We start from the raw sequence: 22054 nt of genomic DNA, 5'->3' as shown, positions 1-22054 counted from the left end.
TGCAGTGGTAGGGCCTGGGAATGCGGTTGCGACGGGCGGTCGGGCTCGGTGATTCTTGGCTGGGCCGTGAAAATGTCGACTAGAATCGCTTGAAAATGTCGACTAGAATCGCTTGAAAATGTCGACTGGGGGAAACGTGCGCTATCTACCAAGGGTTGCGGATGCTGCATTAACCGATGCTCTTAAGCGCGCGGGAGCGGTGCTCATCGAGGGGCCAAAGGCGTGTGGGAAAACCGCTACCGCCCTGCAAGTAGCGCAGAGTGTTTTGCGGGTTAATACGGACCCAGGAGTGCCAGCTGCGATGGAGGTTGAGCCTAGCCTTCTCCTCGAGGGCAGCACTCCGCGACTGATAGATGAATGGCAAGAGCAGCCAGCGCTATGGGATGTGGTACGCAACGCCGTCGACGAGCGTCAAGCGAAAGGACAGTTCATCCTGACTGGTTCCACGGCACCTTCGGAACTGGTAGCACGCCATTCCGGAGCTGGTCGTTTTGCGCGGCTGGTGATGTCTACAATGACGCTCCAAGAGTCTGGGCACTCATCAGAAGAAGTATCCCTGCGCGCGGTTATTGCTGGCGAGTCTCCACGTGCAGCAGACTCAGGCCTTAGATTCCGGGAACTTATGGAACGCATCGCAGTTGGCGGATGGCCGGGAAATTTGGGCCTGAGTGCGGAGCAATCTCTGGCAAACAATCGTGACTACTTACGGACCGTAGCCGAAATCGATATTTCCACTCCCGACGGAAAACGGCGTGACCCGATTCGAGTGTTGGCATTGTTGCATAGTTTGGCTCGAGCGGTGGGAACCGAAATGACAGTTGCAACGATGGCGACGGATGCAAACCTGACTAGAGACACGGTTATGGATTATCTTGACGCGTTGGGGAGGATTTTCATTCATGTCGATCAGCCAGCGTGGGCGTTGCAACTACGGTCAAGGACGCCGCTGAGAAAGGCTCCAAAGCGGCATTTCGTCGATCCAGCACTAGCGGTCGCTGCATTAGATCGGCCACTTGAGTTGTTGCTCGAGGATTTGGAATACGCTGGCCAGCTGTTTGAGTCTTTCGTCATCCACGAACTGCGATGTTTGCTCGGGAATAACAACATTGCTCATGCTCGGCTGCAATCTGGACTTGAAGTTGATGCCATCTTTGACGTGGGTGAAACCACCGTCATTTGTGAGGCGAAACTGGGGCACAGCCAGAGCGTCGTCGATAGTGCTGCAAGTAATCTCCTAGCTTTTCGTGAACACTTGCCTGCCGAGCCAATAGCGATTGTGTTTACCGGCGGAGGACTGTCGTACCGCAGGCCGGACGGGGTCAACGTCATTTCAATTAGTGCCCTTAAGGAGTAGCGCAACACTGAGGGTCTGGGAATACGGTTGCTCCGGGCGGTCAGGCTTGATCCCTGCGCAGCCCGCATTCCTAGGCCTGTTATCAGAATTGACTGATCACTCAAATACCGAATGGAGTGCCTCTGGATAATGTATGCCGCCACACGTAAATTCGCCCTCTAACGTTCCCTCAGTTGCGGCTGGCAATACTGGAGCAAGGTATCCCTCCCCCGAAGAGCATCCGGAAGCTAACGCACCAATAGCTAGAGTCGAACTGAGCGTGGCGCGCAATGTGGGTAGTACCACGGCAGTTTTACCTCACAAACTTGGACAGATCCAGCGCAAAACCGTTAATCTATACCACGGTGCCCGTTCCGTGGGTCGACGTTGCTTTGTCGGATGGTCAAAGTTGCTAATAGCCACCGGCAGTTTAAACGACACGCGGACGCTAGGAAGGTACGGTGTCCTTCCTCTCGCACGTTCGAACCGAACAGGCGGGCAGTTCGACGATCTGAACTCATACACAGGAGAAATAGTGCCTACTATTCAGCAGCTGGTCCGCAAGGGCCGCTCAAACAAGGCGGCAGCCTCCTCGACCCCGGGCCTCAAGGGAAGCCCGCAGCGTCGAGGCGTTTGCACGCGTGTTTATACAACTACACCGAAGAAGCCTAACTCTGCTCTTCGTAAGGTCGCTCGTGTTCGTCTTTCGACGGGCATCGAAGTTACGGCATACATCCCCGGCGAAGGCCACAACCTCCAGGAGCACTCGATCGTGCTTGTTCGCGGTGGTCGTGTAAAGGACCTTCCCGGTGTTCGCTACCACATTGTGCGCGGTGCGCTCGATACGCAGGGCGTGAAGTCCCGCGGTCAGGGCCGCTCCAAGTACGGTGCGAAGAAGGAGAAGTAAAGATGCCACGTAAAGGACCAGTCCGCAAGCGTCCGCTAGTTAACGATCCAGTCCACGGTTCGCCGATTGTCACCCAGGTGATCAACCGGGTTCTGCGCGATGGCAAGAAGTCAGTAGCCGAGCGTATCGTCTACGGCGCACTTGCCGGCGTCGAAGAAAAGACCGAGCAGGAAGCATTGACGGTGCTCAAGCGGGCGCTCGATAATATTCGCCCTTCGCTTGAAGTGCGCTCACGCCGCGTCGGTGGCGCGACCTACCAGGTTCCGACCGAGGTCAAGCCAAACCGTGCAAATGCGCTCGCCATTCGTTGGCTCGTAGACTACGCGCGCGAACGTCGTGAGAACACGATGCTCGAGCGTCTCCAAAACGAAATCATGGACGCGTCCAACGGCCTTGGTGCCGCTGTGCGCCGCCGTGAAGATGTCCACCGTATGGCAGAGGCCAACCGTGCCTTCGCTCACTACCGTTGGTAAGATCGGCACACTCGCCGTCCAGTTACGAATGAGGCCCATGCGGGCCCGGACAAGGAACTAAGCAGTGGCACACGAACCACAAAAGGATCTGCGCAAGGTCCGAAACATTGGAATTATGGCGCACATTGACGCAGGTAAGACCACCACGACAGAGCGAATCCTGTTCTATACGGGCTTGAACTACAAGCTCGGCGAAACCCACGACGGCGCATCGACGACCGACTGGATGGAGCAGGAAAAAGAACGTGGCATCACGATTACTTCGGCAGCCGTGACCACCTTCTGGAAGCAGAACCAGATCAACATTATTGATACCCCCGGGCACGTGGACTTCACTGTCGAGGTTGAGCGCTCCCTGCGCGTCCTCGATGGCGCCGTTGCCGTGTTCGACGGTAAGGAAGGCGTCGAGCCGCAGTCTGAAACCGTTTGGCGCCAGGCTGACAAATACAAGGTCCCGCGCGTTTGCTTCATCAATAAGATGGACAAGATGGGCGCAGACTTTGAACACGCTGTCACGACCATCAAGGAGCGCCTCAAGGCAACCCCGCTTGTCCTGGCATTCCCGATTGGCTCGGAGGACCAGCTTGCCGGCGTCGTTGACGTCATGGAAATGAAGGCCTACCGCTTCCCAGCGAAGGACGACAAGGGTAATCCCACCATGGGATCCGTCGTCGTTACCGAGGACATCCCTGCCGAGCTCGAAGCCAAGGCTGAGGAATACCGCAATGAACTTATCGAGACCGTTGCGGAAAACGATGAGGAACTTCTTGACAAGTACCTCGGCGGCGAGGAAATTTCCAATGCCGAGCTCAAGAAGGTCATTCGCCGTCTAACGATCAGCGGTGAGATCTTCCCGGTTTACGCTGGCTCGGCTTACAAGAACATTGGCGTTCAGCCAGTTCTTGACGCCGTCATTGATTACTTGCCATCGCCGGTCGACGTCGAGTACGTCCTCGGAACGGATGTCAAGGACGAATCGGTTGAGCTGAAGCGTAAGCCGTCTGTTGACGAGCCGTTCTCGGCCCTCGCGTTCAAGATTGCAGCGCATCCGTTCTTCGGCCGCCTGACCTACATTCGCGTGTACTCGGGCAAGATCGACGCGGGCGATCAGATCCTGAACGCCACCAAGGGCAAGCGCGAACGCGTTTCTAAGATCTTCCAGATGCACTCCAACAAGGAGCAGCCGGTAGATTCCGCGTCGGCCGGTAACATTTACGCGGTTATCGGTTTGAAGGATACGACGACGGGCGACTCGCTTTCCGCGCAGGACGCGCCGATTCTTCTTGAGTCGATGTCCTTCCCCGAGCCGGTTATTCACGTGGCCATTGAGCCGAAGTCGAAGGCAGACCAGGAAAAGCTTGGCACCGCTATTCAAAAGCTCGCCGAAGAAGATCCAACCTTTACGGTGCGCCTTGATGAAGAATCCGGCCAGACCGTCATTGGCGGTATGGGCGAACTCCATCTCGACATTCTTGTCGATCGCATGAAGCGTGAATTTAAGGTTGACGCAAATGTTGGTGCGCCGATGGTTGCTTACCGCGAAACCATTACCGGTTCCGCACAGTCCATCGAGTACACCCACAAGAAGCAGACGGGTGGCTCCGGCCAGTTCGCGAAGGTCATCGTGACCTTCGAGCCGCTTCCGGAAAACGAAGAAGGCGAGATCTACGAATTCGTCGACGAAGTGACCGGTGGACGCGTTCCGCGCGAGTACATTCCGTCGGTGTCTGAAGGCATTCAGGCTGCGATGGAGAACGGTATTCTTGCCGGATACCCGTTGGTGAACGTCAAGGCAACTCTTGAAGACGGCGCGTACCACGACGTCGACTCCTCGGAGATGGCGTTCAAGATCGCTGGACAGATGGTATTCCGCGAGGGCATTAAGCGCGCCAAGCCGGTTATCCTCGAACCAGTCATGGATGTCGAAGTCCGTACTCCGGAGGAGTACATGGGTGACGTCATCGGAGATCTGAATTCTCGCCGTGGCCAGATTGCATCGATGGAAGACGCTACCGGCGTCAAGATCGTTCGTGCTCTGGTCCCGCTTTCTGAAATGTTTGGTTATGTTGGCGACCTACGTTCCAAGACTCAGGGACGTGCCGTCTACACCATGCAGTTCGCAAAGTACCAAGAGGTTCCAAGGAACGTCTCGGACGAGATTATTCAAAAAGCGCACGGCGAGTAGCTCGCTGTCAAAATTTACAAGATATCATCAGACAGTTAAGATTCGTTTGAACGAGTCTTTAGAAATCTAGTCCCAGGAGGGCGCAAGTGGCCAAGGCCAAGTACGACAAGTCCAAGCCGCATATGAACATCGGCACCATCGGTCACGTCGATCACGGAAAGACGACGACGACCGCTGCTATCTCGAAGGTTCTTGCGGACAAGTACCCGGATCTCAACGAGAGCCGTGACTTCTCCACGATTGACAACGCTCCAGAAGAGCGTCAGCGTGGTATTACGATTAACGTCTCGCACGTCGAGTACCAGACGGAGAAGCGTCACTACGCTCACGTCGATGCTCCCGGACACGCGGACTACATCAAGAACATGATTACCGGTGCTGCTCAGATGGACGGTGCGATCCTTGTTGTCGCGGCGACCGACGGCCCGATGGCTCAGACCCGTGAGCACGTCCTGCTCGCACGCCAGGTTGGTGTGCCGGACATCATCGTTGCACTGAACAAGTCCGACATGGTCGACGACGAGGAGCTCGTTGAGCTCGTTGAGATGGAAGTCCGTGACCTCCTCTCCTCGCAGGGCTACGACGGCGATGAAGCTCCGGTCGTTCAGATCTCGGCGCTGAAGGCGCTCGAGGGCGATGAGAAGTGGGTTGCTGCTGTCGAAGAGCTCATGGACCAGGTTGATAACTACTTCCCGGATCCTGTCCGCGACATGGACAAGCCGTTCCTCATGCCGATTGAGGACGTCTTCACCATTACCGGCCGTGGCACCGTTGTTACCGGTCGTGTTGAGCGTGGTCAGCTCCAGCTGAACGAGGAAGTCGAGATTCTCGGCATCCGCGCACCGCAGAAGACCACCGTTACCGGTATCGAGATGTTCCACAAGCAGATGGATCACGCCGATGCTGGTGAAAACTGTGGTCTGCTCCTTCGCGGCACCCGCCGTGAGGATGTTGAGCGTGGCCAGGTTGTTGCCAAGCCGGGTACGATCACCCCGCACACCAACTTTGAGGCTCAGGTCTACATCCTCAAGAAGGAAGAGGGCGGCCGTCACAATCCGTTCTTCTCCAACTACCGTCCGCAGTTCTACTTCCGTACCACGGATGTTACCGGCGTCATCACGCTACCTGAGGGCACCGAGATGGTTATGCCTGGCGATAACACCGAGATGACGGTCGAGCTGATCCAGCCGATCGCTATGGAAGAGGGCCTCGGCTTCGCTATCCGCGAGGGTGGCCACACGGTCGGTTCAGGCCGTGTCACCAAGATTCTCAGCTAATAGCTAGTATCAACAGGACCTAATGCAGTGGGCCCCGGTAGTTATGCCGGGGCCCACTGCTGTGCTTGGATGTGTGGCTTATAGGACAGTCCGTGTTGGTTTTCTTGGGTGCTTCGGTGCTGTGGTGTGGCGGTGTTGGGGCCTTTGGCAGTCAAGTCAGGCACGGGGAGACCCTTGTTGCCCGCGGGGGGGGGGGGTTCTTGCGACGTACGGGGGCCGGTAAGCCACGGAAACCCCAAAAAATAGTGGCTTACGGATCCCCACGTGATTTACCGACCTCCAGATGTGAGATGGACCTTTGGGTGAGTGTCGTTACTTGTGTGCTCTACTGGTCCCGCGGGAGTTATCGGCCCTAGCGTCTACCAAGGTGCCCCACGGCTGCTGAAGCGCGCTAGCCGATCGGCTCGGCGTCGTTGGCCGCCGGAGAGTTCGCCGAGTGGGTGGTCGATAAAATCCATGAGCTCGACTTCGGAGAGCGCCTCTTCAACGCCTTTGGTTTTCTTCCCGGCGCTGTGGTAAGCAGATGCAATCCACCGTAGCTGTTCGCCAACCTTGCACTTGGGGTGGTGTTTCCGTTCCGTCCGGACCGAGAACGACGACGGTTTCGCCCGGCTTGATTGTGAAGGAGAGATTCTCGATCACCGGCTCTTTCCCGTAAGCGAAGGAGAGGTTGTCGATCGCAACTACCATGCTGTGCCTTTCTTAAGATACGAGCCCGCTGATGCAGGCTCAACGAAATAAAAGGTAGTAGACCTGCTACATCATGTCAGGGGAGTGCTCTGGCTCCCCGGTTATGGAAAACTGCCACCCGCGCCCGCTGCCAGCAAGAGATAGTAGGATCGAGGCATGGCTTTACAAGATGTTTTGAATCATGTTGGATGCGAGCGCCTTCCTGCGGCGGTGCTGTGGGATATGGATGGCACCATCGTTGACAGCGAAGAGGAATGGGCCGAGATCACCCGCCAGATCGTCCTCGCCAAGGGTGGTGAGTGGAACGACGACGATGACGCCTTTATTCGCGGTGCCAACACTCAAGATCATGGTGGGCGGATGGCTGACGCCGTAGAACGCGCTGTCGGCACCCGCCCCGACCCGAGCCAGCTTTTTAGAGAGCTCGGTGAGCGTATGAAAACTGATGTATACGGCGCGGCCACACTCATCGAAGGGGCGCGCGAGCTCCTACTAGCGTTCCGCGAGGCCGGGATCGCCCAAGCGATGGTGACGGCCACGCCGAAAGACATCGTCGATGTCGCACTGGAGGCGCTTGGCGAAAACTATTTCAACGCCGTCGTGACGGGTAGTGAAGACGTGCCCGGTAAGCCCGATCCCGGTCCCTACCTCCTCGGGGCGAAGCGGCTTGCAGCCGAGCCAACCGAGTGCCTAGCGTTTGAGGATTCGAGAGCGGGCTTGGCGGCAGCGCGGGCCAGTGGCGCGCATGTTGTGGACGTCAACGAATACCGGTTGGCTGATCTTGCGAAGCTTCTCTAAGGCAGCCTTGTGCTGACCAACTATGTCAGCACGCCACGTGCGGTAGCCGGGTGCCCCTGATCGGCCAGCGTGACATCTCCGATCACGCGCACGCCCTCGGCAAATGTCCAATCGCCCTCGACCTTGAGCGAGTTCGCCTCGCGCAACGAGGGGACGTCCGGGATACGCTGCTCGAAGTCAGCTATCAGGCCAAAGTGCTTCTTGTTCAGCATGACTATCGGCGCTTCGGGGATCGTCAGCCGTGGAATCGAGTCCTCGCCGACGTCGTAAACATCAGAACGCAGAACGAGGAGGTCGTTGGTGGTCTTGACGGGAATGAAGCGGTCGCGGCCAACTTCGAGGGCGATCGCTCCGGGGAAACGTTCGACGGCGGCTCCCATCGCCGATTCCAGCTGGTAAACCTTCGGGGAGGCCGGGTTTGTGGGATCCACTGTTTTTTCGTTGCGGATGAGGGGCAGTTGGAGCACTCCCGAGGTTTCCTTCAAGCGCTCCTGCAACGGCTTGATCGCAAGCCACAGGTTGTTGCAGTTCAGGTAGGGGTGGCGTGATCCGTCTGTAAAGTGCTGGATATCTTCGGGAGCTGTTTGAGCGATTTCACGCAAAATGAGTTGGCCATCCGATTTTCGGCGTGCCAGATGCCCGCCCTTGAGGTCGGCCGGAGTGCGCTTGGTTACCTCGATCATGAATGGTGCGTCACTTTTGGCGAACCATGCTGCGATACGGGCGTCCGGATACGCGCCAAGGTTGTCCCCGTTAGCCACAAATAGGTATTTGATTCCGCGTTCAAGAAGGCTCGGCAACAAGTCCGAGTCGGCGAGTGTGGTGTAGATATCGCCATGGCCGGGAGGGCACCATTCAAGGCCTGGATGTGCCGGCCATTCGACAGGTGCGAGCGTTTCTTGAGAAATCTTGGGCACGGCGTTTTGGATGAAATCTTGGGGGATTCCGGATACCGGAAGGTCGGGATAGGAAGCGAGCTGTTCCTGGCAGTCTGTTCGCGTGCGGAAGGAATTCATGAAGATCAACGGAAGAAGCGAACCAGTTTGCTGCCGTAGGTACATGATCTGCTCGACGATGAGCTGGAGGAAAGTTTTATCTGCGCGGGCTCTGAGTAGTGTTTTAGCTTTGGCTAGTCCCATCGAGGTGCCAAGCCCGCCGTTGAGGCGGATAACAGCCGTTTGTGCGAGGGTCGAGTGTGCGTCGTCGTCGCTGGCCTCGATATCGGCTGCGCGCACGACGGCGGCCACCGGATCTATCGAAGCTTCGGGAATGATGCCCGTCTTGCCCGCTTCAAGTTCGCCATAAGCGTGTTCGAATGAGCGAATAGCGCTGGCCCCCATGCCAGCCTCGCGCATTTTCTTGACTGCGGTGTGCAAACCCTTGCTCATCGTGTGCTCCTACAGTAATTTGCTCGGCTCCTTCGCCTGAGCGCGTAGTTATCAGGTGTGTGCGTCCTGCCTGCTGTGCGTCGATACGTTTACATCATACCCGTGGTGGTTCGGTTCACAGCTGCTGTCTATAGATCGCGTCGGCAGATATTGATAAAGTGGTGCACCAGGTCAGAAACGACTGACAAACCTGGAGGTGCAAAACCTCCGTAAGCCAGTGTGATACGCCACCAAATGGTTAAGTAATTTGCGGGAAGTCCGCGGATTTTGTCATACTGTTCAGGTTGCTCGGAACAGCCGAGCGAAAGATTTGGCCGGGGAGCAAGACGCCCTCGGTACATCAATGGGATCGCAACAATCGTATAGGGCATCGTAACTACCTCTCATAGGTGCGACACGCCCGACTGCGGGGGAAGCGAACACCGAGGTAGAGAGAGGGAGACGACGCCATGGCGGGACAGAAAATCCGCATCCGTCTGAAGTCATATGACCACGAGGTCATCGACAACGCGGCGAAAAAGCTCGTCGACGAAGTTACCCGTACAGGAGCGTCGGTCGTGGGGCCGGTGCCGCTGCCAACCAAGCGCAGCGTATTCACAGTCATTCGCTCGCCCCACAAGTACAAGGACAGTCGAGAGCAGTTCGAAATGCGCACGCATAAGCGACTGATCGACATTGTCGATCCGACTCTGAAGACAATTGACACCCTGCGTCGCCTGGATCTCCCGGCAGATGTCAGCGTAGAGATCAAGCTCTGAGGTAACGCATCATGACGAAGAATAAGACCGCCGCCGCGCCAGTTAAGGCGCTGCTCGGCGTAAAGCTAGGAATGACTCAGGTGTGGGACGAGAATGCAAAGCTCGTACCAGTTACCGTGGTCAAGGTTGGCAAGAACGTTGTCACCCAGATTCGCACTGAAGAAACAGACGGCTACAGCGCCGTGCAGATTGCTTCGGGCGAACTGAAGAACAAGAACGTCACCAAGCCACTTGCAGGCCACTTCGAAAAGGCCGGCGTGGAACCACGCCGGTTCGTTGCCGAAATTCGCACGCCGGATGCCGACTCCTACGAGCTCGGCCAAGAACTTGGCGTCGATACCTTCGAAGCCGGAACCGTCATCGACGTCGTCGGCAAGTCGAAGGGTAAGGGTTTCGCGGGCACGATGAAGCGTCACGGCTTCGGCGGCGGCCAGGCATCGCACGGTGCACACCGCAATCACCGCAAGCCCGGTTCCATCGGCGGCGCAGCAACCCCGGGTCGCGTCTTCCGCGGCCAGAAGATGGCAGGACGCATGGGTAACGCCCGCGTCACCGTCCAGAATTTGACCATTCACGCAGTAGACACCGAGAACGACGTTCTTCTTGTCTCCGGCGCCATCCCAGGCAACAAGGGCAGCGCCGTCGTGATCCGTACTGCCGCGAAGGGAGCCTAACAATGGCGAACCTCAAGGTTGACGTCATCGACTTTTCCGGTAAGAAATCCGGCAACATCACGCTCGACGAGGGCATGTTCGGCGTCGAAGAAAAGAACATTGCCCTTTTGCACCAGGTTGTTAACGCGCAGCTCGCCGCACGCCGTGCGGGTACGCACAAGACCAAGACCCGCGGTGAAGTCCGCGGTGGCGGCATCAAGCCGTGGCGTCAGAAGGGAACCGGTCGCGCCCGTCAGGGATCGATCCGTGCACCCCAGTGGGTTGGTGGTGGAGTCGTTCACGGCCCGCAGCCGCGCGATTACTCGCAGCGCACCCCGAAGAAAATGGTTGCCGCAGCTTTGCGCCAATCGCTTTCGGACCGTGCAGCACACGGCCGCGTCCACATCGTCAAGGGCTTTGTTGAAGGCGATAAGCCGTCCACGAAGACGGCCTTGAACCTCCTGCTCGAGGTGACTGAAGGTCGCGACAAGGCGCTCGTCGTTGTCGATCGCACCGATGAGATCACGATTCTCTCGCTGCGTAACGCTCCTGAAGCGCACATCATCTACGCCGACCAGCTCAACGCTTACGACGTGCTCGCATCCGACGACGTCGTATTCACCGAAGCTGCCTACACGGCATGGACCTCCAAGGAGGAGACGAAGTGACTGACGCAACGTTCCACAACAAGGACCCGCGCGACGTAATCCTCGAGCCGGTCGCCTCCGAAAAGGCAGCGCGCCTCGAAGATGAGGGTAAGTACACGTTCATCGTGCACCCCTCCGCGAACAAGACGGAAATCAAGATTGCCATCGAAAAGATCTTCGGTGTCAAGGTTGAATCCGTGAACACACAAAATCGCCAGGGTAAGACCCGCCGCACCCGCGATGGCATTGGCCGCCGCAAGAACACTAAGCGTGCGATCGTCACCCTGCGCGAGGGCCACATCGACATCTACGGCGATATCGTCGGCTAAGCCGGCGGGAAGTATTGAGGAAAACTCATGGGAATTCGCAAGTACAAGCCGACGACTCCGGGTCGTCGCGGTTCGAGCGTAGCCGACTTCGTCGAAATCACACGATCGACGCCGGAGAAGTCGCTGCTGCGCCCGCTCCCTAAGACTGGCGGCCGCAATAATCACGGCCGTATCACAACCCGTCACATCGGTGGCGGACACAAGCGCCAGTACCGCGTGATCGACTTCCGTCGGCACGACAAGGACGGTATCCCGGCAAAGGTCGCTCATATTGAATACGATCCGAACCGTACCGCTCGTATCGCTCTGCTGCACTACGCAGACGGCGAGAAGCGCTACATCCTCGCTCCGGAAAATGTGAAGCAGGGAACGATCGTAGAAAACGGCCCGTCGGCAGATATCAAGCCTGGCAACAACCTTCCACTGCGTAACATCCCGGTTGGTACCGTGATCCACGCTGTTGAGATGCGCCCGGGCGGAGGAGCAAAGATTGCTCGCTCGGCCGGCTCATCCGTGCAGCTGGTTGCAAAGGAAGGAAAGCTCGCGCAGCTGAAGATGCCTTCTGGTGAAATCCGCAATGTTGATGCGCGCTGCCGCGCAACCGTTGGCGAGGTCGGCAATGCTGAACAGGCCAACATCAATTGGGGCAAGGCAGGCCGCATGCGCTGGAAGGGCGTTCGCCCGTCAGTGCGCGGTGTTGTCATGAACCCGTTCGACCATCCGCACGGTGGTGGCGAGGGCAAGACGTCCGGTGGACGTCACCCGGTATCGCCGTGGGGCAAGAAGGAACAGCGCACTCGTCGTCCCAACAAGCCCAGCGACAAGCTCATTGTGCGCCGTCGCAAGACTGGCAAGAAGCACTGATAGGAGTAGTTCGCTATGCCACGTAGTTTGAAGAAGGGTCCATTCGTTGACGATCACCTTCAAAAGAAGGTTGATGAACAAAACGAAAAGGGATCGAAGAACGTCATCAAGACCTGGTCGCGCCGGTCGGTTATCACCCCGGACTTCCTCGGTCACACATTCGCAGTCCACGACGGGCGCAAGCATGTGCCGGTGTTCATCACCGAAGCCATGGTTGGCCACAAGCTCGGCGAATTCGCTCCGACTCGTACCTTCAAAGGGCACGATAAGGACGATCGCAAGGGCCGTCGCAGGTAAGGCAGGAGAGGCAGGAAAATGGAAGCCAAGGCACAGGCGCGCTACGTCCGCGTCACGCCCATGAAGGCACGCCGCGTCATCAATGAGATTCGCGGAATGAATGCATCCGACGCCCTGGACTTGCTTGAGTTCGCGCCGCAGGCGGTTGCTCGGGACGTTCGCAAGATCGTCCAAAGCGCGATTGCCAACGCCCGCTACGAAAGCGAGCAGGCCGGCGAACGATTCGACGACAGCGAGCTGAAGATTGTTGAAACGTACGTTGATGAGGGCCCGACGATGAAACGTATTCGTCCACGCGCACAGGGGCGGGCAAACCGCATCTTGAAGCGCACGAGCCACATCACCGTCATTGTTGGGAACGAGAAGGGAGCCTAAGAATGGGACAGAAAGTTAACCCGATTGGTTTCCGTCTTGGAATCACCACCGATCACCGGTCGAAGTGGTTCACGGATTCCAACGAAGCAGGTAAGACCTACGCCGATTACATCGGTGAGGACATCAAGATCCGCGAAAAGCTCGAAAAGGAGCTTGAACGCGCAGGCGTTTCGCGAGTCAATATCGAACGGTCCTCGGGCCGAGTTCAGGTCCAGGTACACACCGCGCGTCCGGGCATCGTGATCGGCCGCCGCGGCGTTGAAAAAGAGCGTCTTGAGCAGGGACTGTCCAAGCTTATTGGCAAGACGGTCGCTCTCAACGTGTTCGAAGTGAAGAACCCGGAAACTGACGCGCAGCTGATCGCGCAAGGCATAGCTGAGCAGCTCGCTGCTCGCGTGTCGTTCCGCCGCGCCATGCGCAAAGGTATTCAGTCGGCAGAGCGCGCTGGTGCCAAGGGTATCCGCGTTCAGGTATCCGGCCGCCTTGGCGGCGCTGAAATGTCACGTTCGGAGTTCTACCGCGAAGGCCGCGTGCCACTGCACACCCTGCGCGCCAACATCGACTATGGCTTCTACGAAGCCCGCACCACGTTTGGTCGCATCGGTGTGAAGGTATGGGTATACCGCGGTGATCTGACCGACGCCGAGTACTACCGCCAGCAGGAAGAATCCTCGCGTGGCCGTGGTGGGCGTGGCGGACGCGGCGGCGAACGCCGTGGGCGTGGCGGACGCGGTGGCGATCGTCGTCGTCAAAACCAACCGCAACGAACTGAAGCCAACGCTGCAGCGCAAACTACCGAGGCGCCCGCAGCCCAGCAGGCTGCTCCTGAAACCCCGCAGCCCGAAAGCGCGCAAGAGCCAAAGCAGCCAGAGGCTGCGCCGGCTAACGAAGCGCCCGCAACCCAAGAGGAGGCCTGAGTTACATGCTCATTCCCCGCCGAACAAAGCATCGCAAGCAGCATCGCCCCACTCGAAAGGGCATGTCCAAGGGCGGAAACAACCTGGCATTCGGTGAGTACGGTATCCAGGCGCTTGAGCCGGCATACGTGACCAATCGTCAGATTGAGGCGGCTCGTATCGCGATGACCCGTCACGTTAAGCGTGGTGGCAAGGTCTGGATCAATATTTTCCCGGATCGTCCACTGACGAAGAAACCAGCCGAAACCCGCATGGGTTCGGGTAAGGGATCCGTCGAGTGGTGGGTTGCCAACGTGAAGCCTGGCCGCGTTGTTTTCGAACTCGCCGGTGTTGACGAACAGCTTGCTCGCGAAGCACTTTCCCGTGCTCAGCACAAGCTCCCGATGAAGACTCGTTTTATTTCCCGTGAGGATGGTGAATAATGGCAAAGGGCATGACTACCGAAGAGCTCGATCAGCTCAGTAATTCAGAGCTCGCCGAGCGCCTGAAGGAATCGAAGGAAGAACTTTTCAACCTCCGATTCTCAGCTGTTACCCACCGCCTAGAAGATTCTGGTCGTCTAAAAGAAGTGCGCCGTAACATTGCGCGTATCTACACGATCGCACGCGAGCGTGAGCTCGGAATCCGCACCGCCCCAACGGCTAAGACGGCTAAGAAGAAGTAGTGAGGTCACAGATGAGCGAGCAACAAACGACGACGCAGCGTAACTACCGCAAGGTGCGTACCGGCTATGTCGTCAGTGACAAAATGGACAAGACCGTCGTGGTCCTTGTCGAAGACCGCCGCAAGCACGGTCTTTACGGCAAGGTTATGACCCGCTCGAAGCGGATCAAGGCACACGACGCCACCAACGAGGTTCGCGAAGGCGATCTCGTTCGCATCATGGAAACCCGACCGCTATCCAAGACCGTGCACTTCCGCGTGGTCGAGGTTATTGAGAAGGCCAAGTGATTCTTGGGGATACCCCCAAGGAAGAAAACCCATCCGTTCGGCAAGGCTCAGGAATGAGAACCGGCACGACGACAGGAGATAGTAAATGATCCAGCAGGAGTCGCGGCTTAAGGTCGCCGACAACACGGGTGCGAAAGAAATTCTTTGCATTTCCGTGCTCGGTGGCTCAGGCCGGCGCTACGCCGGAATTGGCGACGTGATCGTCGCCTCCGTCAAGGACGCAAGCCCTGGCGGAAATGTTAAGAAGGGCGAGGTCGTCAAGGCCGTTATCGTCCGTGCGAAGAAGAGTACGCGCCGCAAAGATGGCTCGTACATTAAGTTTGACGAGAACGCAGCAGTCATCCTGAAGAACGAAAATGAGCCACGTGGCACTCGTATCTTCGGCCCGGTGGCTCGCGAACTGCGCGACAAGCAGTTCATGCGTATCGTGTCGCTGGCACCGGAGGTGATCTAATGGCGAAGATCAAGAAGGGTGACCTTGTGCAGGTTATCGCTGGCCGCGATAAGGGCCTTCAGGGGCGCGTTCTCGAAGTTGATACCCGTAACGATCGCGTGATCGTTGAAGGTGTTCAGCGCGTCAAGAAGCACACCCGTGTTGGGCGAACCGATCGTGGCGCCGCAACCGGCGGCATCGAAACCATTGAGGCGCCGATTCACGTGTCGAATGTGATGCTCGTTGGCCCTGACAAGAAGCCCGTCCGCGTGGGATTTCGCGAGGTCGAGGTGGAACGTGATGGCCGTAAGAAGATCATGCGTGAACGCATTGGTCGCCGTGGCGGGAAGGAGATCGAGCTGTGAGCCAGCCTCGTTTGAAGACTAAGTACCGCGAAGAAATCCTGCCGGCACTGCAAAAGGAATTCAACCACCCCAACATTTACACCGTTGGCGGTCTAGAAAAGATTGTGGTGAACATGGGTGTTGGAGAAGCGGCTCGCGACTCCAAAATCCTTGACGGTGCGATTGCCGATATCACCGCGATCACCGGGCAGAAGCCGCAGGTCACTAAGGCCCGCAAGTCCATTGCGCAGTTCAAATTGCGCGAGGGGCAGCCGATTGGTTGCCACGTCACCCTACGCGGTGACCGCATGTGGGAATTCCTTGACCGACTGCTGTCTACCGCACTGCCGAGAATCCGCGATTTCCGTGGACTTTCGCCCAAGCAGTTCGATGGCAATGGTAACTACACGTTCGGTCTGACCGAACAGACCGTATTCCACGAGATTGACATGGACAAGATTGATCGCGTCCGTGGCATGGATATCACCGTTGTCACCACCGCGACGTCCGACGACGAGGGGCGCGCTCTGCTGCGTCAGCTCGGCTTCCCGTTCAAGGAGAACTGACAATGGCAAAGACTGCTCTGAAGAATAAGGCGGCTCGCAAGCCGAAGTACGCTGTGCGCGCTTACACGCGTTGCCAGCGTTGCGGACGCCCGCATTCCGTCTACCGTAAGTTCGGCCTGTGCCGAATTTGCCTGCGCGAGATGGCCCTAGCTGGCGAACTCCCAGGTGTTAAGAAGGCAAGCTGGTAAGAAACTACGTCGAAGGTCCGAAGAGGAAACCACGACGAGGAAGGGCTGAGGCCCGATGTCTATGACAGACCCAATTGCAGACATGCTCACGCGTCTGCGCAACGCCAACTCGGCGTTTCACGAGTCGGTTGATATGCCGTACTCGAAGATGAAGGCATCCATCGCCGACATCCTCAAGCGTGAGGGATACATCGACGGATACAAGGTCGACGACGCAACGGTGGGCAAGACGCTCACGTTGACGCTGAAGTACGGCCCGAATCGTGAGCGCTCGCTCGCGGGCTTGCGCCGTATCTCTAAGCCGGGACTGCGCGTTTACGCAAAGTCTACGAATCTTCCTCGGGTCCTCGGCGGCCTGGGCGTGGCAATTTTGTCAACGTCCTCCGGCCTGCTGACTGACCGTGAGGCCAAGGACAAGGGTGTAGGTGGGGAAGTCCTCGCCTACATCTGGTAATCGGAAGGAGCATAATGTCACGTATTGGTAAGCTCCCGATCGCCATCCCCTCCGGTGTTGAGGTTAAGATCGACGGCGGCAACGTCACCGTGAAAGGCCCCAAGGGAGAGCTTTCACAGGCTATTCCCGAGCCGATTATTGTTGAGGTGGAAGGCGAGGAAATCCTCGTCAAGCGCCCCAACGAAGAACGCGAATCGCGTTCCTTGCACGGTTTGACCCGCACCTTGATCTACAACAACGTCGTGGGTGTAACCGAAGGATTCAAGAAAGATCTCGAGATCAACGGCACCGGTTACCGCGTACTTGCCAAGGGAACAGACCTTGAGTTCTCCCTCGGCTTTTCGCACACAATCACGGTTAAAGCTCCGGAAGGTATCACCTTCACCGTTGACAGCCCCACCAAATTTTCGGTGGCGGGTATCGACAAGCAGCTGGTAGGCGAACTTGCCGCCAGAATCCGTAAGCTACGCAAGCCTGAACCGTACAAGGGCAAGGGCATTCGTTACGCGGGTGAGCACGTGCGCCGCAAGGCTGGAAAGGCTGGTAAGTAATGGCTAACAGGTCAAAGTACGCAGCGCGTAAGCGCCGCCACCACCGCCTGCGCAAGCGCGTTGTCGGCACAGCTGATCGTCCACGCTTGGCGGTTGCTCGTTCGAATCGCAACATGATCGCTCAGGTCATTGATGATTCGGCGGGTGTTACTCTCGCATACGCATCGAGTCTCGAAGCGGACTTCCCGTCCGATCTTGAGAACAAGGTTGCCGTAGCTCGCGAAGTTGGCGAACGCGTAGGTAAGCGCGCGGTCGACGCCGGCATTTCCGCCGTCGTTTTTGATCGTGCGGGAAACAAGTATCACGGCCGTGTGGCCGCGGTTGCCGATGGCGCCCGCGAAGCCGGCCTGGCCCTGTGATCTGGAACGAGAGGATATAGACATGGCTGCACAGCAGCGTGGACGCCAGGGTGGCGATCAGCGCGAAGAGCGCCGAGATCGCCGCGAAGGGCGTCGTAACGAGCGTCGTTCCGATCGTCGCGATGACAGGAACGCATATATTGAACGTGTTGTGACCATCAACCGTGTTGCCAAGACCGTCAAGGGTGGCCGCAACATGTCGTTTACCGCACTTGTTGTGGTTGGTGACGGTAACGGTACGGTTGGTGTTGGTTACGGCAAGGCTAAGGAAGTGCCCGCAGCAATTGCGAAGGGTACCGAGAAAGCCAAGAGGAACTTCTTCAAGGTTCCGCGTATCGGCACAACAATTCCGCACATGGTGCAGGGAGAGGATGCCGCTGGCGTCGTACTCCTGCGCCCCGCTTCACCAGGTACCGGCGTAATCGCGGGCGGCCCGGTTCGAGCTGTCATGGAAGCCGCAGGCATCCATGACATTTTGACGAAGTCGCTCGGTTCGGCCAATGCGATCAACATCGTTCGTGCGACGATTGCGGGATTGAAGGAACTCGAGCAGCCTGAGGCTGTGGCAGCACGCCGCGGACTTCCGGTTGACGAGGTTGCGCCACATGCGATGCTCCGGGCGCGTGCAGAGCACGAAGCCAAGGAACGCGAAGATGCCGAACTCGAAGCCCAGCGCGAAGAGAATGAAGCGGCCGCCGCAGGAGTTGGTGCATGATGCTGAAAATTACGCAAAAGAAGAGCCTGATCGGCGCTAAGAAGAACCAGCGCGAAACGATGCGTTCGCTCGGGTTGAAGAAGATTCATCAGACCGTGACGCGCCCGGACAATCCCGCTGTTCGCGGTATGATCCACACGGTTCGTCACATGGTGGAAGTGGAGGAGGTCGACTAATGGCTGATTCGACTGAGAAATCAGAGCCTTTGAAGCTCCACGACCTGCGCCCAGCACCCGGCTCGAACAAGCCGAAGATTCGCGTGGGGCGTGGCGAGGGCGGCAAGCGCGGTAAGACCGCTGGCCGCGGCACGAAGGGCACCTACGCTCGCAACACGGTTCGTCCAGGTTTCGAAGGCGGCCAGATGCCACTGCACATGCGTCTGCCCAAACTTCGCGGCTTTAAGAACCCGGCGAAGGTGTACTACCAGGTTGTTAACCTCGATGCCTTGAACGAGCTCTACCCCGATGGTGGCGACGTCACCGTGGAAAGCCTCGTCGAGAAGGGCGCCGTTCGCAAGAACCGCCTCGTGAAGGTACTTGGTTCGGGCGAGATCAGCGTGAAGGTCAATGTGACCGTGGACGCATGGTCCGCTTCGGCCAAGGAAAAGATCGAGGCCGCGGGCGGCTCGCTCGAAAAGCGCGAAGCCTAGATGTTTGCTGGGCCGGCTTCCACACGTTATTGGAAGCCGGCCCCTTACATTTAGTTCTATTTAGCTAACCTGGATTCTGTGGCCAATCCGGCATTTGGTGACTGTTAGGGAATTTCCCAGTTGCAGGTATAGTGAGACGGTGGCGCGTAGGCGACACTGTGCCGGATAGGCGACACACATGTTCGGAATTCCGAACACGAGGCCATTTGGCCGACACTTGGAGGACTGTCTTGTTCAGAGCACTGGCATCAGCATTCCGCACTCCGGATCTGCGGCGCAAGCTTTTGTTCACCATGTTCATCATGGCGATCTACCGGTTGGGCACCTTCCTGCCTGCTCCGTTCGTATCGTATGCGAACGTTAAACAGTGTTTGGATGTTCAAGGCGGGGACGATCTGCTCACGATGATGAACATGTTCTCGGGCGGAGCGCTCTTGCAGCTATCGGTGTTCTCGCTCGGAATCATGCCGTACATTACGTCGTCGATTATCGTTCAACTCATGCGCGTGGTCATTCCCCGATTTGAGGAACTGCATAAGGAAGGCCAAAGCGGTCAAGCCAAACTCACTGAGTACACGCGTTATCTGACGATCTTCTTGGCTATCCTCCAGGCCTCCGTCGTCGTTACAATCGCGAATTCGACCCTGTTCCCGCTCTGTAATCTTGATCCGATCCCCAATGCTACTCCGTGGAAGTACCTGATCACGATCCTCACCGTCACGGCAGGTACGGCGTTGGTGATGTGGCTTGGCGAGCAGATCACTGAGCGCGGTGTTGGAAACGGCATGTCGCTTCTAATTTTCACCGGTATCGCTGCGTCGTTCCCCGCGATGCTTGGAAACGTTTATCAGTCCGACGGCGGTGTGAGCCGCCTGCTGATCGTGCTTGCAATGTTCTTGGCAATCACGCTCGTCGTCGTTTTCGTTGAACAGTCTCAACGCCGCATTCCTGTGCAGTACGCCAAGCGTGTAGTCGGGCGCCGTACTTACGGCGGAACCTCGACCTACATTCCGATCAAGATCAACATGGCGAACGTGATCCCAGTGATCTTTGCATCTTCGATTTTGGCGCTTCCCCAAATGATTGCCCAGTTTGGTGATCCGAACGCGGGCTGGGTGGTCTGGTTGCGGGATAATTTCGCGCCGAGCTCCGGTTGGTACTTGCTGATCTACTTCGTGCTCATTATTTTCTTCGCGTTCTTCTACACTTCGATCACGTTCAATCCGGAAGAGATCGCGGATAACATGAAGCGCTACGGCGGTTTCGTGCCGGGCATTCGTGCCGGCCAGCCGACTGCCGACTACCTGCGCTACGTCATTAATCGCATCAACTGGGTTGGTGCACTGTACTTGGCAACGATTGCGCTCATCCCGCAGCTCGTGTTTAACGCGATGGGTATTCAGTCGATGGCCTTCGGTGGAACCTCGATCATCATCCTTGTGGGTGTTGGTTTGCAGACCGTTAAGGATATCGATGCCCAGTTGCAGCAACGTCATTATGAAGGATTTTTGCGATGAACTACCGGCTCGTCATTGTCGGTCCACCCGGTGCCGGTAAGGGCACTCAGGCAAAAAACGTTTCTGAAGATCTTGGAATCACTTGGATTTCCTCAGGGGAGCTTTTCCGGGAGGCGATTCGGTCCGGATCTGAAATAGGTGAAATGATCGCCTCTTATATCGACAACGGGAACCTCGTTCCAGATGAGGTTACGGACGCGATGATCAAGAACCACTTGGAAGAGATCGATCCGAGGCACGGGTTTTTGCTGGACGGCTATCCGCGTACGCTCAGTCAGGTTGATGCACTCGATAGCATGCTTGAGGCACATAACGCGCCGCTGGATGCTGTGATCGAGTTAAAGATCCCGGACGAGGAGATCGTTGGGCGCTTGCTCAGCCGCGCTCAGAAGGAAGGCCGGAAGGATGACACCGAAGACGTGATTCGCCACCGGATCGCCGTCTACCACGAAAAGACTGAACCGCTGCTCAAGGTGTATCGTGACCGTGACCTGCTGGTTGGTATTGACGGCCTTGGCACTATTGACGAGGTTCGTAACCGGCTGGTTGATAATACGCGGGCGTTCCTACGCGAGAATGGCGAGAGCGCTGAGTGATCGAATACAAGTCACCCGACCAGATTCGGCTGATGCGCAGAGCCGGGTTGGTGGTTGCCGATATTCATGATGCTCTGCGCGAGCGGATTGATGTAGGGATGACCACGGCTGACCTCGATGCTGTTGCTCTTGAGGTGTTGGAGGCGGCTGAAGCGACCTCGAATTTCTTTGGCTATTACGGCTATCCTGGGCAGATTTGTGCATCCGTGAACGAGGTTGTAGTGCATGGAATCCCAGGGGAGCGGGTTTTGCAGCCGGGGGATTTGGTTTCCTTGGATTGCGGGGCCGTTGTGGATGGCTGGCATGGCGATGCTGCGTTTTCAATTGTGTTGCCCGGTGGAGATCCGGCCGTGAGTGCTCGGCGCGAGCGACTTTCGCAGATAACCCACGATGCGATGTGGGTTGGTATCGCGGCTATGGCTCGTGGTAAGCGCGTTGGCGATATCGGCGCTGCGATCGACGATTTTGTGACGGCTTTGCCGAAGGGTGAGCAGCCCGATATTTTGCGTGACTACGTGGGGCACGGGATCGGCACGTCGATGCATCAAGAACCGGACGTGTTGAATTACCGTGCACGGGGTAGAAGCCCGAGGCTAAAGAATGGCATGGTTGTGTGCATTGAGCCGATGCTTGCCGCGGGGAATCAGGCTACCAAGGTGCTTGATGATGAGTGGACCGTTGTGACAGTTGACGGTTCGGATACTGCCCACTGGGAGCATATGGTGGCTAAACACTCGCGGGGGATTTGGGTTTTGACGGCTCGCGATGGAGGGGCCGAGGGGCTAGCGCCGTACGGCATTGTGCCGGTGCCGCTCGACTAGTTGGCTGTTCTGGCTATCG

Annotated in this window: 32 protein-coding genes; 30 read left to right on the top strand and 2 right to left on the bottom strand. The window is 57.5% G+C overall.

The annotated features are described in order from the left end of the window. Window positions 1-118 precede the first annotated feature (118 nt). The 5 genes from J2S70_RS02560 (at window position 119) to tuf (ending at window position 6175) form a co-directional block, all read left to right on the top strand. Window positions 119-1354: an ATP-binding protein gene (locus J2S70_RS02560; RefSeq protein WP_307682184.1), complete on the top strand. Its 1236-nt coding sequence runs from the start codon at window positions 119-121 to the stop codon at window positions 1352-1354. A gap of 514 nt (window positions 1355-1868) precedes the next feature. After that, the gene (rpsL, locus tag J2S70_RS02555) at window positions 1869-2240 is read left to right on the top strand and encodes a 30S ribosomal protein S12 (RefSeq protein WP_307682183.1); all 372 of its coding nucleotides are present in this window, start codon (window positions 1869-1871) and stop codon (window positions 2238-2240) included. 2 nt (window positions 2241-2242) lie between these two features. Beyond that, window positions 2243-2713, top strand: a complete 471-nt coding sequence (gene rpsG / locus J2S70_RS02550) for a 30S ribosomal protein S7 (RefSeq protein ID WP_307682182.1) — start codon at window positions 2243-2245, stop codon at window positions 2711-2713. 115 nt (window positions 2714-2828) lie between these two features. Then, on the top strand, window positions 2829-4898 hold the full coding sequence (gene fusA, locus J2S70_RS02545) for an elongation factor G (protein WP_407702646.1): 2070 nt from the start codon (window positions 2829-2831) through the stop codon (window positions 4896-4898). Window positions 4899-4984: 86 nt separating this feature from the next. Continuing rightward, window positions 4985-6175 carry an elongation factor Tu gene (gene tuf / locus J2S70_RS02540; RefSeq protein WP_307682180.1) on the top strand — a complete coding sequence of 397 codons (1191 nt, stop codon included), beginning with the start codon at window positions 4985-4987 and terminating at the stop codon, window positions 6173-6175. A 483-nt stretch (window positions 6176-6658) separates the two neighbouring features. Here tuf and J2S70_RS02535 read toward each other — a convergent pair whose 3' ends face one another. Then, window positions 6659-6865 (bottom strand): hypothetical protein, encoded by a 207-nt coding sequence (locus J2S70_RS02535; RefSeq protein ID WP_307682179.1) that lies wholly within the window; start codon window positions 6863-6865, stop codon window positions 6659-6661. A gap of 156 nt (window positions 6866-7021) precedes the next feature. Between J2S70_RS02535 and J2S70_RS02530 the strand changes: the two genes are divergently transcribed. Continuing rightward, on the top strand, window positions 7022-7663 hold the full coding sequence (locus J2S70_RS02530; RefSeq protein ID WP_307682178.1) for an HAD family hydrolase: 642 nt from the start codon (window positions 7022-7024) through the stop codon (window positions 7661-7663). A gap of 20 nt (window positions 7664-7683) precedes the next feature. Here the strand turns inward: J2S70_RS02530 and J2S70_RS02525 are convergent, their stop codons facing one another. Beyond that, window positions 7684-9051 carry a UTP--glucose-1-phosphate uridylyltransferase gene (locus J2S70_RS02525; RefSeq protein WP_307682177.1) on the bottom strand — a complete coding sequence of 456 codons (1368 nt, stop codon included), beginning with the start codon at window positions 9049-9051 and terminating at the stop codon, window positions 7684-7686. A 449-nt stretch (window positions 9052-9500) separates the two neighbouring features. On the opposite strand from J2S70_RS02525, the gene rpsJ reads away from it, so the two are divergent. The 24 genes from rpsJ to map all read left to right on the top strand — a co-directional run bounded on the left by rpsJ (window position 9501) and on the right by map (window position 22035). After that, window positions 9501-9809, top strand: a complete 309-nt coding sequence (rpsJ, locus tag J2S70_RS02520) for a 30S ribosomal protein S10 (RefSeq protein ID WP_024963332.1) — start codon at window positions 9501-9503, stop codon at window positions 9807-9809. A gap of 11 nt (window positions 9810-9820) precedes the next feature. Then, window positions 9821-10483: a 50S ribosomal protein L3 gene (gene rplC / locus J2S70_RS02515; RefSeq protein ID WP_307682176.1), complete on the top strand. Its 663-nt coding sequence runs from the start codon at window positions 9821-9823 to the stop codon at window positions 10481-10483. A gap of 2 nt (window positions 10484-10485) precedes the next feature. Further along, window positions 10486-11130 (top strand): 50S ribosomal protein L4, encoded by a 645-nt coding sequence (gene rplD / locus J2S70_RS02510; protein ID WP_307682175.1) that lies wholly within the window; start codon window positions 10486-10488, stop codon window positions 11128-11130. Continuing rightward, window positions 11127-11438, top strand: coding sequence for a 50S ribosomal protein L23 (gene rplW / locus J2S70_RS02505; protein ID WP_307682174.1), 312 nt, complete (start codon window positions 11127-11129; stop codon window positions 11436-11438). The genes rplD and rplW overlap by 4 nt, the downstream gene beginning before the upstream one ends. A gap of 27 nt (window positions 11439-11465) precedes the next feature. Beyond that, window positions 11466-12302: a 50S ribosomal protein L2 gene (gene rplB, locus J2S70_RS02500; protein ID WP_307682173.1), complete on the top strand. Its 837-nt coding sequence runs from the start codon at window positions 11466-11468 to the stop codon at window positions 12300-12302. Window positions 12303-12317: 15 nt separating this feature from the next. After that, entirely contained in the window at window positions 12318-12599 is a 282-nt protein-coding gene (rpsS, locus tag J2S70_RS02495; protein ID WP_307682172.1) for a 30S ribosomal protein S19, read from the top strand. 18 nt (window positions 12600-12617) lie between these two features. Continuing rightward, window positions 12618-12974, top strand: a complete 357-nt coding sequence (gene rplV / locus J2S70_RS02490) for a 50S ribosomal protein L22 (RefSeq protein ID WP_307682171.1) — start codon at window positions 12618-12620, stop codon at window positions 12972-12974. Window positions 12975-12976: 2 nt separating this feature from the next. Continuing rightward, window positions 12977-13891 (top strand): 30S ribosomal protein S3, encoded by a 915-nt coding sequence (gene rpsC, locus J2S70_RS02485; protein WP_307682170.1) that lies wholly within the window; start codon window positions 12977-12979, stop codon window positions 13889-13891. A 5-nt stretch (window positions 13892-13896) separates the two neighbouring features. Next, on the top strand, window positions 13897-14313 hold the full coding sequence (rplP, locus tag J2S70_RS02480; RefSeq protein WP_307682169.1) for a 50S ribosomal protein L16: 417 nt from the start codon (window positions 13897-13899) through the stop codon (window positions 14311-14313). Further along, window positions 14313-14555, top strand: coding sequence for a 50S ribosomal protein L29 (gene rpmC, locus J2S70_RS02475; protein WP_307682168.1), 243 nt, complete (start codon window positions 14313-14315; stop codon window positions 14553-14555). Before rplP ends, rpmC begins: the two co-directional genes overlap by 1 nt. A gap of 11 nt (window positions 14556-14566) precedes the next feature. Continuing rightward, on the top strand, window positions 14567-14842 hold the full coding sequence (gene rpsQ, locus J2S70_RS02470) for a 30S ribosomal protein S17 (protein WP_307682167.1): 276 nt from the start codon (window positions 14567-14569) through the stop codon (window positions 14840-14842). Between the two features lie 85 nt (window positions 14843-14927). Further along, complete coding sequence (gene rplN, locus J2S70_RS02465; protein ID WP_307682166.1) at window positions 14928-15296, top strand: 50S ribosomal protein L14; 369 nt, start codon at window positions 14928-14930, stop codon at window positions 15294-15296. Continuing rightward, entirely contained in the window at window positions 15296-15640 is a 345-nt protein-coding gene (rplX, locus tag J2S70_RS02460; protein ID WP_307682165.1) for a 50S ribosomal protein L24, read from the top strand. Before rplN ends, rplX begins: the two co-directional genes overlap by 1 nt. Next, complete coding sequence (gene rplE, locus J2S70_RS02455; RefSeq protein WP_307682164.1) at window positions 15637-16185, top strand: 50S ribosomal protein L5; 549 nt, start codon at window positions 15637-15639, stop codon at window positions 16183-16185. Before rplX ends, rplE begins: the two co-directional genes overlap by 4 nt. Window positions 16186-16187: 2 nt before the next feature. Next, window positions 16188-16373: a type Z 30S ribosomal protein S14 gene (locus J2S70_RS02450; protein ID WP_307682163.1), complete on the top strand. Its 186-nt coding sequence runs from the start codon at window positions 16188-16190 to the stop codon at window positions 16371-16373. A gap of 55 nt (window positions 16374-16428) precedes the next feature. Further along, the gene (rpsH, locus tag J2S70_RS02445) at window positions 16429-16827 is read left to right on the top strand and encodes a 30S ribosomal protein S8 (protein WP_307682162.1); all 399 of its coding nucleotides are present in this window, start codon (window positions 16429-16431) and stop codon (window positions 16825-16827) included. 14 nt (window positions 16828-16841) lie between these two features. After that, complete coding sequence (gene rplF, locus J2S70_RS02440) at window positions 16842-17378, top strand: 50S ribosomal protein L6 (protein ID WP_307682161.1); 537 nt, start codon at window positions 16842-16844, stop codon at window positions 17376-17378. Then, window positions 17378-17737, top strand: coding sequence for a 50S ribosomal protein L18 (gene rplR, locus J2S70_RS02435; RefSeq protein ID WP_307682160.1), 360 nt, complete (start codon window positions 17378-17380; stop codon window positions 17735-17737). The genes rplF and rplR overlap by 1 nt, the downstream gene beginning before the upstream one ends. Before the next feature lie 22 nt (window positions 17738-17759). Next, complete coding sequence (gene rpsE, locus J2S70_RS02430; RefSeq protein ID WP_307682159.1) at window positions 17760-18452, top strand: 30S ribosomal protein S5; 693 nt, start codon at window positions 17760-17762, stop codon at window positions 18450-18452. Then, complete coding sequence (rpmD, locus tag J2S70_RS02425) at window positions 18449-18628, top strand: 50S ribosomal protein L30 (RefSeq protein ID WP_307682158.1); 180 nt, start codon at window positions 18449-18451, stop codon at window positions 18626-18628. Before rpsE ends, rpmD begins: the two co-directional genes overlap by 4 nt. Next, complete coding sequence (gene rplO / locus J2S70_RS02420) at window positions 18628-19101, top strand: 50S ribosomal protein L15 (RefSeq protein ID WP_307682157.1); 474 nt, start codon at window positions 18628-18630, stop codon at window positions 19099-19101. Before rpmD ends, rplO begins: the two co-directional genes overlap by 1 nt. A gap of 230 nt (window positions 19102-19331) precedes the next feature. Further along, window positions 19332-20618: a preprotein translocase subunit SecY gene (gene secY, locus J2S70_RS02415; RefSeq protein ID WP_307682156.1), complete on the top strand. Its 1287-nt coding sequence runs from the start codon at window positions 19332-19334 to the stop codon at window positions 20616-20618. Next, window positions 20615-21214 carry an adenylate kinase gene (locus J2S70_RS02410; RefSeq protein ID WP_307682155.1) on the top strand — a complete coding sequence of 200 codons (600 nt, stop codon included), beginning with the start codon at window positions 20615-20617 and terminating at the stop codon, window positions 21212-21214. Before secY ends, J2S70_RS02410 begins: the two co-directional genes overlap by 4 nt. Continuing rightward, window positions 21211-22035 (top strand): type I methionyl aminopeptidase, encoded by an 825-nt coding sequence (map, locus tag J2S70_RS02405; RefSeq protein WP_307682154.1) that lies wholly within the window; start codon window positions 21211-21213, stop codon window positions 22033-22035. Before J2S70_RS02410 ends, map begins: the two co-directional genes overlap by 4 nt. Window positions 22036-22054 lie beyond the last annotated feature (19 nt).

Source organism: Trueperella bonasi (assembly GCF_030811535.1).
GTDB classification, from domain to species: Bacteria; Actinomycetota; Actinomycetes; order Actinomycetales; family Actinomycetaceae; genus Trueperella; species Trueperella bonasi.
Note: the sequence above shows the minus strand (reverse complement) of the source record. Positions and strands in the feature narration are given on the sequence as shown.

What these genes read in the sequence shown, in the direction of transcription:
- rplP (WP_307682169.1), top strand. Translation starts at nt 13,897, where the DNA reads ATGCTCATTCCCCGCCGAACAAAGCATCGCAAGCAGCATCGCCCCACT.
- rplC (WP_307682176.1), top strand. Translation starts at nt 9,821, where the DNA reads ATGACGAAGAATAAGACCGCCGCCGCGCCAGTTAAGGCGCTGCTCGGC.
- J2S70_RS02560 (WP_307682184.1), top strand. Translation starts at nt 119, where the DNA reads ATGTCGACTGGGGGAAACGTGCGCTATCTACCAAGGGTTGCGGATGCT.
- fusA (WP_407702646.1), top strand. Translation starts at nt 2,829, where the DNA reads ATGGCGCACATTGACGCAGGTAAGACCACCACGACAGAGCGAATCCTG.
- rpsS (WP_307682172.1), top strand. Translation starts at nt 12,318, where the DNA reads ATGCCACGTAGTTTGAAGAAGGGTCCATTCGTTGACGATCACCTTCAA.
- J2S70_RS02525 (WP_307682177.1), bottom strand. Translation starts at nt 9,051, where the DNA reads ATGAGCAAGGGTTTGCACACCGCAGTCAAGAAAATGCGCGAGGCTGGC.
- rpsJ (WP_024963332.1), top strand. Translation starts at nt 9,501, where the DNA reads ATGGCGGGACAGAAAATCCGCATCCGTCTGAAGTCATATGACCACGAG.
- rpmC (WP_307682168.1), top strand. Translation starts at nt 14,313, where the DNA reads ATGGCAAAGGGCATGACTACCGAAGAGCTCGATCAGCTCAGTAATTCA.
- J2S70_RS02450 (WP_307682163.1), top strand. Translation starts at nt 16,188, where the DNA reads ATGGCAAAGACTGCTCTGAAGAATAAGGCGGCTCGCAAGCCGAAGTAC.
- J2S70_RS02535 (WP_307682179.1), bottom strand. Translation starts at nt 6,865, where the DNA reads ATGGTAGTTGCGATCGACAACCTCTCCTTCGCTTACGGGAAAGAGCCG.
- rplR (WP_307682160.1), top strand. Translation starts at nt 17,378, where the DNA reads ATGGCTAACAGGTCAAAGTACGCAGCGCGTAAGCGCCGCCACCACCGC.
- rpsH (WP_307682162.1), top strand. Translation starts at nt 16,429, where the DNA reads ATGTCTATGACAGACCCAATTGCAGACATGCTCACGCGTCTGCGCAAC.
- rplV (WP_307682171.1), top strand. Translation starts at nt 12,618, where the DNA reads ATGGAAGCCAAGGCACAGGCGCGCTACGTCCGCGTCACGCCCATGAAG.
- rplO (WP_307682157.1), top strand. Translation starts at nt 18,628, where the DNA reads ATGGCTGATTCGACTGAGAAATCAGAGCCTTTGAAGCTCCACGACCTG.
- rplD (WP_307682175.1), top strand. Translation starts at nt 10,486, where the DNA reads ATGGCGAACCTCAAGGTTGACGTCATCGACTTTTCCGGTAAGAAATCC.
- rpsG (WP_307682182.1), top strand. Translation starts at nt 2,243, where the DNA reads ATGCCACGTAAAGGACCAGTCCGCAAGCGTCCGCTAGTTAACGATCCA.
- rpsE (WP_307682159.1), top strand. Translation starts at nt 17,760, where the DNA reads ATGGCTGCACAGCAGCGTGGACGCCAGGGTGGCGATCAGCGCGAAGAG.
- rpsQ (WP_307682167.1), top strand. Translation starts at nt 14,567, where the DNA reads ATGAGCGAGCAACAAACGACGACGCAGCGTAACTACCGCAAGGTGCGT.
- J2S70_RS02530 (WP_307682178.1), top strand. Translation starts at nt 7,022, where the DNA reads ATGGCTTTACAAGATGTTTTGAATCATGTTGGATGCGAGCGCCTTCCT.
- rpmD (WP_307682158.1), top strand. Translation starts at nt 18,449, where the DNA reads ATGATGCTGAAAATTACGCAAAAGAAGAGCCTGATCGGCGCTAAGAAG.
- J2S70_RS02410 (WP_307682155.1), top strand. Translation starts at nt 20,615, where the DNA reads ATGAACTACCGGCTCGTCATTGTCGGTCCACCCGGTGCCGGTAAGGGC.
- rpsC (WP_307682170.1), top strand. Translation starts at nt 12,977, where the DNA reads ATGGGACAGAAAGTTAACCCGATTGGTTTCCGTCTTGGAATCACCACC.
- rplB (WP_307682173.1), top strand. Translation starts at nt 11,466, where the DNA reads ATGGGAATTCGCAAGTACAAGCCGACGACTCCGGGTCGTCGCGGTTCG.
- rplF (WP_307682161.1), top strand. Translation starts at nt 16,842, where the DNA reads ATGTCACGTATTGGTAAGCTCCCGATCGCCATCCCCTCCGGTGTTGAG.
- rplN (WP_307682166.1), top strand. Translation starts at nt 14,928, where the DNA reads ATGATCCAGCAGGAGTCGCGGCTTAAGGTCGCCGACAACACGGGTGCG.
- rplX (WP_307682165.1), top strand. Translation starts at nt 15,296, where the DNA reads ATGGCGAAGATCAAGAAGGGTGACCTTGTGCAGGTTATCGCTGGCCGC.